At 32.2% G+C, this 10,728-nt stretch carries 12 protein-coding genes; 9 read left to right on the top strand and 3 right to left on the bottom strand.

Features of this window, described 5'->3' with window-relative positions:
- The first annotated feature begins 85 nt into the window (after positions 1-85).
- Positions 86-1,051, top strand: a complete 966-nt coding sequence (rfaD, locus tag AC07XN_RS20900) for an ADP-glyceromanno-heptose 6-epimerase (RefSeq protein WP_309916284.1) — start codon at positions 86-88, stop codon at positions 1,049-1,051.
- Positions 1,052-1,182: 131 nt separating this feature from the next.
- On the opposite strand, the gene AC07XN_RS20895 is transcribed toward rfaD, so the two are convergent.
- Both AC07XN_RS20895 and AC07XN_RS20890 read right to left on the bottom strand, forming a co-directional pair.
- Positions 1,183-2,193, bottom strand: coding sequence for a glycosyltransferase family 2 protein (locus AC07XN_RS20895; RefSeq protein ID WP_494744453.1), 1,011 nt, complete (start codon positions 2,191-2,193; stop codon positions 1,183-1,185).
- 110 nt (positions 2,194-2,303) lie between these two features.
- The gene (locus AC07XN_RS20890) at positions 2,304-2,696 is read right to left on the bottom strand and encodes a hypothetical protein (protein ID WP_494744452.1); all 393 of its coding nucleotides are present in this window, start codon (positions 2,694-2,696) and stop codon (positions 2,304-2,306) included.
- 217 nt (positions 2,697-2,913) lie between these two features.
- Between AC07XN_RS20890 and AC07XN_RS20885 the strand changes: the two genes are divergently transcribed.
- The 6 genes from AC07XN_RS20885 (at position 2,914) to AC07XN_RS20860 (ending at position 7,598) form a co-directional block, all read left to right on the top strand.
- Complete coding sequence (locus AC07XN_RS20885; RefSeq protein WP_494744451.1) at positions 2,914-3,717, top strand: Cof-type HAD-IIB family hydrolase; 804 nt, start codon at positions 2,914-2,916, stop codon at positions 3,715-3,717.
- A gap of 411 nt (positions 3,718-4,128) precedes the next feature.
- Positions 4,129-4,947 carry an N-acetylmuramoyl-L-alanine amidase gene (locus tag AC07XN_RS20880; protein WP_494744450.1) on the top strand — a complete coding sequence of 273 codons (819 nt, stop codon included), beginning with the start codon at positions 4,129-4,131 and terminating at the stop codon, positions 4,945-4,947.
- 123 nt (positions 4,948-5,070) lie between these two features.
- Entirely contained in the window at positions 5,071-5,736 is a 666-nt protein-coding gene (locus AC07XN_RS20875; protein ID WP_494744449.1) for a hypothetical protein, read from the top strand.
- A 50-nt stretch (positions 5,737-5,786) separates the two neighbouring features.
- Positions 5,787-6,392, top strand: a complete 606-nt coding sequence (locus AC07XN_RS20870) for an RDD family protein (RefSeq protein ID WP_494744448.1) — start codon at positions 5,787-5,789, stop codon at positions 6,390-6,392.
- A gap of 177 nt (positions 6,393-6,569) precedes the next feature.
- Positions 6,570-7,424, top strand: coding sequence for an SPFH domain-containing protein (locus tag AC07XN_RS20865; RefSeq protein ID WP_309916263.1), 855 nt, complete (start codon positions 6,570-6,572; stop codon positions 7,422-7,424).
- A 3-nt stretch (positions 7,425-7,427) separates the two neighbouring features.
- Positions 7,428-7,598 (top strand): type II toxin-antitoxin system antitoxin, encoded by a 171-nt coding sequence (locus tag AC07XN_RS20860; protein WP_323252891.1) that lies wholly within the window; start codon positions 7,428-7,430, stop codon positions 7,596-7,598.
- A 51-nt stretch (positions 7,599-7,649) separates the two neighbouring features.
- On the opposite strand, the gene AC07XN_RS20855 is transcribed toward AC07XN_RS20860, so the two are convergent.
- Positions 7,650-8,819: an acetyltransferase domain-containing protein gene (locus AC07XN_RS20855; RefSeq protein WP_494744447.1), complete on the bottom strand. Its 1,170-nt coding sequence runs from the start codon at positions 8,817-8,819 to the stop codon at positions 7,650-7,652.
- Between the two features lie 517 nt (positions 8,820-9,336).
- Between AC07XN_RS20855 and AC07XN_RS20850 the strand changes: the two genes are divergently transcribed.
- Entirely contained in the window at positions 9,337-9,834 is a 498-nt protein-coding gene (locus AC07XN_RS20850; RefSeq protein WP_494744446.1) for a glycine zipper family protein, read from the top strand.
- Between the two features lie 104 nt (positions 9,835-9,938).
- Positions 9,939-10,316 (top strand): TY-Chap domain-containing protein, encoded by a 378-nt coding sequence (locus AC07XN_RS20845; RefSeq protein ID WP_494744445.1) that lies wholly within the window; start codon positions 9,939-9,941, stop codon positions 10,314-10,316.
- Positions 10,317-10,728 lie beyond the last annotated feature (412 nt).

Raw genomic sequence — 10,728 nt, 5'->3', positions numbered from 1 at the left:
GTTTAAATGGAAACTTAATTTTAATTTTGATAGTTTTTTAAATTTACCTAACACGTATAAATACAATTATTATAATTGCTACTCTATGATTATTGTTACGGGTGCCGCAGGATTTATTGGAAGTTGCCTGATTCAGCGTTTGAATCAAGATAATTTCAATTATATCATCGCCGTTGATGATTTTTCTGACGAACAGAAAAATAAAAATCTTGATGGTAAAAAAATTCAAGAAAGGGTGGACAGAGAACACTTTTTTGAATGGCTAGACGCAAATTATCAGGAAGTTGAGTTTTGTTTTCACATCGGTGCGAGAACAGATACTACAGAATTCAATGTTGATATTTTCAATAAATTGAATTTGAACTACTCAAAGAAAATCTGGAAGAAATGTCATGACTATCAAATTCCTTTAGTATATGCCTCATCAGCAGCTACTTATGGATTAGGTGAATTAGGTTATGACGACAACGAGTCTTTAATTCCTCAATTAAAGCCTTTGAATCCTTACGGAGAATCTAAGAATGATTTTGATATTTGGGCTTTAAAACAGGAAGAACAACCATTTTTTTGGGCTGGCTTAAAGTTTTTCAATGTCTATGGACCAAATGAATTTCATAAAGGCAGAATGGCTTCTGTCATTTGGCATACCTTCAACCAGATTAAAAATACTGGTATGATGAAGCTATTCAAATCGCACAATGAAAACTATAAAGATGGAGAGCAAATGCGCGATTTTGTATATGTAAAGGACGTAGTAGAGGTATGCATTTATTTGATGCATCATCGTCGTAATTCTGGCGTTTACAACCTTGGTTCTGGCAATGCACGGACTTTCTTAGATTTGGTTAAAAATACATTCAAAGCCTTGAATGTTCCTGAAAATATTTCATTTATAGATACTCCTGAAGATATTAGAGATAAATATCAATATTTTACAGAAGCAAATATGTCGAAACTTCAATCAATAGGATATGATAAAAACTTTACAACTTTAGAAGATGGTGTGAATGATTATGTTAAAAATTATTTAGCTGTCGAGCAATATTATTAGTGTAATTAGCTGTGAGTTTTGAGCTATCAGCAATGTGCAAACAATAAATAGAAATTCCAAGTTGAGGTTTCAACTTGGAATTTCTATTTGGTAGTCTATGTAAAGTATACTACATCATACACAAATCCTTCTTATGAAGGATATTCTATTTGTTCTCCTGTTTGTTTAAAGCCTTTATCTTCAAAGAGTTTCTTCCATCCTTCGCTCATAAAACCTACTCCATAGCCTATTAACTGTACAAATACGGCAATAATGCTAAGTAAACCCACTTCAATACTTTTATTCTTAAACGTTGAATCAAGAAAATTAAGCAATACATAAATGCCTAAAATAATGATTCCTAGATAAAAGAAGGGCGTAAAAATAAAATACCACAATGGTATCGAGAAGCATCCCAGTGTAAAAACCATTGGAAAAGTATGGACTAATTTTAATTCTTTGGGAAAATATCGACTAATGTTGATACGCGCTTTACCGAAAAATCTTAACTGACGATAGAATTGAATAAAACTAGTCCTTCGTTTATGGTAAATAAAAGCCTCTGGAATTAGCCCAGACTTAAAGCCTAGTGAAATAGCCCTTATACTAAATTCGATATCCTCGCCCATTCGGGTAATGATAAAGCCTTTTGTTTTTTCATATACCTCTCTTGAAAGCCCCATGTTAAAACTTCTTGGGTGAAAAGTACCCCCTAAATTCTTTTTACTTCCACGGATTCCTCCAGTCGTAAAAATCGAAGTCATAGAATAACTAATGGCTTTTTGGATAGGTGTAAAATTCGGGTGGTCTCGGTCAGGTCCCCCGTAGAGGTCTAAATATTCGGTATTTAATTGATTCTCAACGATAGATAAGTAATCATTTTCAATCAATGCATCTGAATCTAGAATGATAAAATACTCGCCTGTTGCTTTACTGAAACCCGTATTACGGGCAAAGCCTTGCCCAGTATTTTGTTGGTAATAATAATGAATATCCAGCTTTTCTTTAAATGTTTTTACAACCTCCTCGCATTTAGTAACCGAACCATCTTCAATAATCACTACTTCAAAATGAGTATATGTTTGCTTAACCAAACATTGAAGTAACTCCTCCACTTCATCTGGACGATTATAAACAGGAATAATAATAGAATATTTGCGCATCAGGGATTTTTAAATTTGAAGGCAAATTTCGTTGTTTTTTATATACAATGTAACAAAATGTGCAATAATACATTTTGTTACATTGTGTTTATTAACTAAGATAATAATAATTAAGCCTTGGGTTGTCTCACCTCTTTCTCCTTGACAGTCATTTCCCAATCACCAAAGCTACCATACAAAACAAACGACCCAAATCTAAATTTATCGATTAGTTCTGTTCCTTCAGAAACAGAATCAAAAAACTCTTTATCTACGGGTAATTCAAACTCGACAGCATTTACAGCATCCTTAATGTGTTTTTTGATACTTAACGAAAAATGAGACTGCTTCAAGCGTATCTTTAGTATATACTTGGGAGCATTGGCAAAACCGTTTGCTTTCATTGCTTTTAACTGTTCAGACAGTGCAGCATTTTCTTGTTTGAGGGCTTGCACTTCAGCATTATTCCCACATGATGTAAATAGTATTGTACCAATTAAAAATAGATGAATTGAGTTTTTCATGTTTGCTTAAAATAATTGAGTGAGTGAGCGAATGAGTGATTTAGTGATTAATCACTTCAACTCATTACTTGATATAACTTATTGATAACTATTAAACACTAAAATTGAATGCCAGGGTTTCTTACATATTACTAAATATCAGGAAACTATATAAACTTTTTTAGATAATGTAAGCTCATAAGTACTTGAGTTGTAATTTGCAGAAAAATCCTTACAAATGAAATATAAAATGTTGGTGTTGGACATGGACGACACCCTACTTTCTGATGAACATCTGATTTCTGATAAGAATAAAGAGATGATTCTAAAAGCCCAAGAAAAGGGTGTTTATGTGATTTTGGCTTCTGGCAGACCTACTCCGGCTATGACAACTTATGCCAAAGATTTATCTTTAGATACCTACGGCTCATACATATTGTCTTATAATGGTGGTGTGATTACTGATATGGCAAACAACGAAGTACTATTCGAGCAAAGTATTAGTACCGAACATATTCATGAGTTGTATGATTTTAGTGTGGAAAATAATGTACACATTTTAGCATATCACGATGGGGCAATTATTACGGAATCTGAATCGGAATATATTGATTTAGAAGCTCGCCTTACTGGAATGCCCCTGCGTAAAGTAGCCAATTTTAAGGAGGCTATCACAGCCCCTTCGGTAAAATGCCTGATGCTTGAAGAACCTGAGTACTTGGCGAGTGTCGGTGCAAAATTAAAAGCCCAGATTAATCATAAAAGTATCACGACTTCTAAGCCTTTTTTCTTAGAAATCATGCAGAAAGGTATAGATAAAGCCGCTAGTTTAGCAAGATTGGCAGAAAGACTGAATATTCATGCTGATGAAATCATAGCGGTGGGTAATGCCAACAACGATTTATCAATGATTGAATATGCTGGACTAGGTGTATGGGTTGATAACGTGACGCCTGAAATTCGCCATAAAGCAGATGTGATTGTAGCTTCTAACAATGATAATGGCGTAGCTGAAGTAATTGAACGCTTTATATTGAATTAAGGAAAAGCTATGAGTGATGAGTTTTAAGCTTTTTGACACTGCGGCTTAAAATATGAGATATACGTTAACATCATTTATTGTACATAAATTACTTAGAAATTACTACTTAACGGTTTGGTGAATTGGTATATCAGATACCAATTCATCAAACCGTTTTTTCCTTCCCCCTCCCATTTTCCTAATTATTTCTGCTCAATATCTCTATACAGCCTTACCAAATTTGCCACAGCCTATACTAAACTACCGTTTAATAAAAATTAGACGCAAAAACCTATGTTTTATTTGACCCGAGTAGGATAAATATATAGTTTTACTTAGAATCAAATCATTGATTATCAATGACAAACACATTAGACTCCCTTCCTCAATTAAATATTATTTAAAAACCCTTTTCTCAAAACTGTCACGATTATGAAAATCCTAAATCATTTACTTTACACTGATGATGGTAAGCAAGTAAGCTATCGCCCTACTCCAAATAAAGCAGGAAAATACACTCCATCATATTTAGTAATGCATTATACCGCCGCTACTAAAGCTTCAGGCTCTGTTGCTTGGTTTCTGAATCCTACTGCCAAAGCTTCTGCCCATTTGGTGATTGATAGAGACGGTACGATTACACAGTTTGCCCCTTTTAATATCATTACGTGGCATGCTGGTGTAAGTCAATGGAATGGCTTGAATGGGCTAAATAGTTATTCAATAGGTATAGAGTTGGTAAACGGCGGGAAATTAGCTAAACAAGGCGGAAAATGGGTTTGTCCAGTAGATAAAACTACTGTACCTGACGATGATGTAATTGTTGCCCAACATAAAAATGAAACAGCTGAAAATGGATGGCAAGAATATTCAGAAAAACAATTGTCAGTAGCGATAGATGTTGCCAGTTTATTAGTAAAAACTTATCAATTAAAAGATGTAATAGGTCATGAAGACATCGCTCCTTTTAGAAAAACCGACCCAGGTCCCGCTTTTCCAATGACAAGCTTTAAAGCTAAAGCAATGGGCCGTAAAGATGCTACTTTGGATTTGTATAAGACAAGCACACAAGTAAATATTCGTAAAGGAGCAGGAACACAGTTTGAAACCATTACAGATATGCTACCAGCCAATACAAAAGTAACCGTATTGAAACGTGAAGGAACGTGGAGTTTTGTAGAGGTATTAGACACCGTTCATGGGCTAAATGATATCGAAGGCTGGGTAAGTTCGAAATATTTGGTTAAGTAATTATCAACTATTAATGCGTCAAAATATTTAAAGATTATGTTGACGCATTAATAATTTTTATTTTTGCTATATTGCTATTACTATCCTAGTAACTATCATATAACAACCCACTTATTTCAGTAAATGCACCAATTCCTAACCTTCCGTGAGTTCAATAATGAACTTGAATTCAATGAATTACTTCAAATATTGGATAACAATCAGATTGAATACCAAACAGAAGTTTTTAGAGAAAGTTTGAACCCTGTTACTACTGTGTGGGACACTGCAAGATTTATTATCAAAGTATCTCCAGATAAATTCTTGGAAGTTGACAAAATTCAGCACATTTTAGCCTCAAAAAATATTGAAAACGTTGATAGTTCACATTACCTATTTGATTTTACAGATGCTGAACTTTATGAAATTTTGATTAAATCTGAGGAATGGTCTGCATTTGACTATGAACTTTCAAAAAAGATATTGATAGATAGAGGTAAGCAAATTGATAATGGTTTTCTGGATTCATTAAAGGCAGTTAGAATCAATGATCAAATGAAACCAGAATCTATACAAAGTAATACGATAGTATTAGGCTATGTTTTTACTCTAATTGGTGGCTTTATTGGCATTTTCATAGGTTGGAATATAATCTCAACAAAAAAAACTTTACCCAACGGCGATAGAATTTATGTGTATGATGAAAAAGACAGAATCCAAGGTAAAAGAATCGTGATTACAGGTTTAATAGTTAAAGCTATTTACATTACATATTATGTTATTGAAGAAGCATCAAAAATGCCTTTTTAATAATTTTCATCTATTAAATAAATAATATCACCTTTAATATTAATCCAAAAATGCTTACAAGAGAACAACTCATTGAAAATTACAGCTCATTTGATGACGGTAGAATAAAAATCATTGCCAGAGATGTGTATGATTTGACACCAGAAATAAGAGAAATTCTTAGAACAGAGATTAACAAAAGAGGCTTAGCAATCAATATACCAAATGAGGAGGAAATATTAACTCAACCTAAAAAGATAGATAAAGAAGAATTAGCGGTGTTGCTTCCTGATAATAATTCCTTTATTTATGCTAAAATTCCAGCAAGAGGGTTAAATCGTATTTTTGATTTTTTATTGACATACGGATTGATATTTTTTCTAATTCTTTTCTTTGAATTAGAAGACTCTACTTTTATAATGTTCTTAAGCCTAGCTATTTTTATTGGAAATTATTTTTTCCTAGAGAAAATTTACGGAAAAACAATAGCAAAATATTTAACCAAAACAAAAACTGTTACGATAGCTGGAGGAAATTTAACATGGAATCACATTACCACAAGGTCTATTTGTAGGCTCATTCCTTTGGATGGACTATCCATATTAATTAATAACAAACGAGCTTGGCATGATTACCTTTCCCAAACTGTAGTTGTTGAAGATTTTGACCAAAAATAAACACTAAAATCATTAAAATCCTTCAAGATATTTGAAGGATTTTTTTGTGCCACCACATTAATCTATCTCATTAACCACTCATCCTATTTTATTGATATTTAATACAATGACAGTCATTTGTGAATACAAATTATACTACTATTGTAATATCATTTTAATATCAAAATAATCACTTCTATGAACACTGAAAAAAACATTAATCCATTTAATGGATACGTTGCTCTTTTTGTTTTATTATTAAGTTTTGGGTTATTGATTTTCGGGATTGTTTACAAACATCCATTTGATGCAGTTGTTGCTTGTATTTTGCTTTTATTGATAGCAAAAGGGTTTATTATCATTAGTCCGAATACTGCTAAGGTACTTTTGTTGTTTGGTAATTATAAAGGGACAATTAAACAAAATGGTTTATTCTGGATTAACCCTTTCTATACTCGTACAAGTTTATCAATGAAAGCTAGAAACTTTGAAAGCGATAAGGTAAAAGTGAATGATAAAATGGGGAATCCTATTTTAATAAGTGTTATTTTAGTGTGGAAAGTAGAGGACACCTTTAAAGCTATTTTTGAAGTTGATAATTATACCAGTTTTATTAAAATTCAAACAGATTCGGCTGTTAGAAAATTAGCAGGCTCTTTTCCTTACGATCATTTTGAGGATGAAATGGCAACAATAACGTTGAGTACCAACTTTGATGACATCAATAATGCCCTTGAAAACGAAGTAACGGAAAGATTAGAAATTGCAGGTATCAAAGTAATAGAGGCTAGAATCGCCTATCTAGCTTATGCGCCTGAAATTGCACATTCCATGTTAAGACGTCAACAAGCCTCTGCTGTCGTGGCGGCGCGTCATAAAATTGTAGAAGGTGCCGTTAGTATGGTAGAAAGTGCGTTAAGTTTATTAAGTGCTAAAAATATTATTACTTTTGATGAAGACAAGAAAGCAACAATGGTAAGTAATTTAATGGTTGTTTTATGTGGCGACAGCGAAACCAAGCCTGTAATCAATACAGGCACTTTAAATCAATAAGTTATGGCTGAAAAAAAATCTTTTGCCTTGCGAATAGATGCTGAAATGATGAAAGCCATTGAAAAATGGGCAGCAGATGAATTCAGAAGTGTGAATGGGCAAATTGAATGGATGTTGAATAAAAGCCTGAAAGATGCCAAAAGGATAAAAAATAAGGATAATTCGACAAATTAAAGGTGAAACGATAAGGGCTAAAATCAATGGTAATTTTAGCCCTTATCGTTTTTATAAATAGCGAAGCCATTTCTTTTCTGAATTGTCTTCCTTATAACGGCCGTACCATTCACAAAGAGGATACATCACCACTACAATGCTTATCCATACTACATAAATTCCTGATAATTCAATTCCTGACTTACCTGTTGGTCTACCAAAAGTAAAGTTTGCAAAATTCATTTCTTCCCATGTAAAACCTTGTATAAACAACATGCCTATCATTAATACATGAATAAGATACCAGTGTATTAGGTAGTAAAATAAAGGGACTTTACCGTAAACTGAAATTATTTTCACAAACTTGCCCTTTAGTCCCCCAACATAAGAAAGCACCACAATCATCACTCCCAACGTAAGGAATGTATATAAAAATGAAGGAGGATATTTGCTTACATTGATAAAAGATAGAAAAGTATAGGTAGCATTTTTCTGTACCGCCCATTTGCTCAAATCTCCATATAAATTAGTGTACCTTACTACGGCAAAAATTACCAGCATTGAAGCACCTATTGCCAACAAAGTCCTCTTTCTTTTTTGGAGAGGATAATCAAAAATAAGCCCTGCAGCATATCCTACTAGCATAATTCCAAACCAAGGAATAATAGGATATGAAACAACAAAGGTAAAATCTGGCATCAATGGGAATGCATTTAAAGCAAAAAGATAAGTCGCAACAAACTTTAAATCAGGGTTTTGAATGCCAGAAGGCAGTGGTGTTATTAAATCATGCGTAAGTATAATCAATAAACCCAATATACCAAGTACCTTGGCAGGTAACCTCAATAAAATTGCTAACAACACAAACCCAAAACCGATGGCTGCAATTACCTGTGATAATATAATTCCAAAATTGATATCAAACCAAATTCCAAAGTTTACGATAGTGTATTCTAATAATATTAACCATAACCCTCGACTTAATAAAAACCATTGGACTTGTCCTATATTTTCTTTGTTCTTGAGAGATATATACACTGAAGTACCAGATAAAAAAACAAAGGTAGGTGCACAAAAATGAGTAATAAAACGAGTGAAAAACAGAAATGGAGTAGTTGTAACCAAATCTGTTGGGTTTTGTGTGATAGCATCTACGTGCATTAAATCTCTAACGTGATCTAAAGCCATAATTACCATAACCAAACCTCTCATAAAGTCAATTGAATGTATACGCTTATTCATAAATTAAAATGTTTATTTTTAAATTTATGATAATTATTCTTTTAATCAAAAATGGAATAAATAAAAAATTTATCTAGTGCATTAAGTTTACAGTGAAATAACAATACTTTTATAATGAAGCTGTTTAAACTTTCCATTTCGGGTTAAACGAAGTCTTTTAGAATAACTTGTTCCAAAATTTACTCAACGTAGCTATGATATGCTTCGTAAATTTTGAAAAAATCAATTCAACAATACAATACATTCACCTCAGAAACCGCAAGTTTAAACCGCTTCAATAACAAGTTTTCAACCTCCACCCTATTCTTTCTACTATTTCTTCAATTTCACCTTCCTTGATGTCAAACAAATTTTCATTTCGTCTTGGCTTATTTATGAAAGTTACTTTATCAAAGAGGCTATTATTGCTTTTTAAAATCTCCAACATAGTGTGTATTTTTTTCCACACTTATCTAATAAAACTACTGGAACGCTTTTTTAACGGTTTTAATATATTAAAATCAAACAATTTATATTTATGAAAAACGTACTAATTATTCTATCTGCTTTATTTATGATGGTTTCATGTAATTCAACCTCTAAAACAGAAATAGAGCAAGCAAAACAAATGGCTATCGATTCGATACAAAACGTTGAGGCACTTAAACTAGCAAAGCAAATGGCTATTGACTCTATGAAAATTCAGGCCGCTAAACAAGCAAGTAGTGATTCTATTAAGTATGTGCAGGAATTAAAAAGCACAAAAAGCGTATCAAGCAAAGTTTCGGCAGGAGGTCAAAAAACTACTACCGAGAATGTAAGTACTACTAGTTCTTCAACAGTTGTCAAAAAGAAAAAAATGAGTGGTGCTGTTAAAGGAGCATTGATTGGTGCGGGTGTGGGTGCTGTGTCAGGTGCTGTTATTTCTAGAAATAACAAGCCTTTAAAGGGAGCATTAATTGGTGGAGTTATTGGTGCAGGTTTGGGTGCAGGTACAGGTGCAATTATAGATGCTAAAAACAAACCTAAAAATTAGCATATAATTTTGTTATCCATAAAAACGTCAAAGGTTTTTTATCTAAGAAAAATCTTTGACGTTTTTTATTGTATTCGCTTTAACTTTGCAAAAAAACCATAAGCATGAATCAATCACTTATCAAAACAGCCATTAATAAAATACTTAAAGAAGGTGGCGACAGCAATTACTTTGTAATAGACATTACTAAAGATTATTATATTCAAGCTGCTAGCTCCAAAGGTGCAGAAGATGTATTTTGTGAAGCTGTTTCTAATCAATATTTATCTCAAGCAAGTAAACTTTCGACCGACCAATTAAATAAATTAAAAGAAATTGGCTGGCATCAGCCTACAGAAAGTAATGTTAATTTTTTTCTTGAACTTCCTGCTGATAATAATACTTCAATCGATTATTTAACAAACTTTTTAGCTTCTACTATTAAAGAAGTTTATTTATCTGAAAATATTACTAAAGAATCTTTTCAGTTCCATTTAGAATAATGAAAATAATTTCTTAGAAAAATTAAATTATTACCTTAATGCTAAATACATTTTTATGCTCTCTTTCTAAGATTTTTCACGCACCTTCACCTAAGTATTTATTCTTATTAATTTCTTAACCTCCTATAAAATTTATTGGTTTATTTTTGTCTCATAATCTTTCTACTAAAAACTTCAAAGTAAAATCGTGTATAGTCAACACTAATATATTAATATATATTCAAGCTATATTAATATAATATAAATCTAATCATTGAAAAAAAGTACCAGCTAATAAATTTTTGACCTTTTTAAGGCTTAAAAACCAAAATTTAGGCTTTTTGATATTGTAATTTTAAAAAAAATATTGAAATTAGCAGAAATACAATTATGAAAAGTTTATCATTAACTTGTGATAAGATGAGTATAAACC

The organism is Arcicella sp. GW458-12-2-14-TSB2 (genome assembly GCF_059423785.1).
This window is presented reverse-complemented; position numbering and strand designations above follow the sequence as displayed.

Bases quoted from the DNA above. Each gene is read 5' to 3' on its own strand.
- AC07XN_RS20885 (WP_494744451.1), top strand. From the start codon at position 2,914: ATGAAATATAAAATGTTGGTGTTGGACATGGACGACACCCTACTTTCT.
- rfaD (WP_309916284.1), top strand. From the start codon at position 86: ATGATTATTGTTACGGGTGCCGCAGGATTTATTGGAAGTTGCCTGATT.
- AC07XN_RS20880 (WP_494744450.1), top strand. From the start codon at position 4,129: ATGAAAATCCTAAATCATTTACTTTACACTGATGATGGTAAGCAAGTA.
- AC07XN_RS20870 (WP_494744448.1), top strand. From the start codon at position 5,787: ATGCTTACAAGAGAACAACTCATTGAAAATTACAGCTCATTTGATGAC.
- AC07XN_RS20895 (WP_494744453.1), bottom strand. From the start codon at position 2,193: ATGCGCAAATATTCTATTATTATTCCTGTTTATAATCGTCCAGATGAA.
- AC07XN_RS20855 (WP_494744447.1), bottom strand. From the start codon at position 8,819: ATGAATAAGCGTATACATTCAATTGACTTTATGAGAGGTTTGGTTATG.
- AC07XN_RS20860 (WP_323252891.1), top strand. From the start codon at position 7,428: ATGGCTGAAAAAAAATCTTTTGCCTTGCGAATAGATGCTGAAATGATG.
- AC07XN_RS20865 (WP_309916263.1), top strand. From the start codon at position 6,570: ATGAACACTGAAAAAAACATTAATCCATTTAATGGATACGTTGCTCTT.
- AC07XN_RS20875 (WP_494744449.1), top strand. From the start codon at position 5,071: ATGCACCAATTCCTAACCTTCCGTGAGTTCAATAATGAACTTGAATTC.
- AC07XN_RS20845 (WP_494744445.1), top strand. From the start codon at position 9,939: ATGAATCAATCACTTATCAAAACAGCCATTAATAAAATACTTAAAGAA.
- AC07XN_RS20850 (WP_494744446.1), top strand. From the start codon at position 9,337: ATGAAAAACGTACTAATTATTCTATCTGCTTTATTTATGATGGTTTCA.
- AC07XN_RS20890 (WP_494744452.1), bottom strand. From the start codon at position 2,696: ATGAAAAACTCAATTCATCTATTTTTAATTGGTACAATACTATTTACA.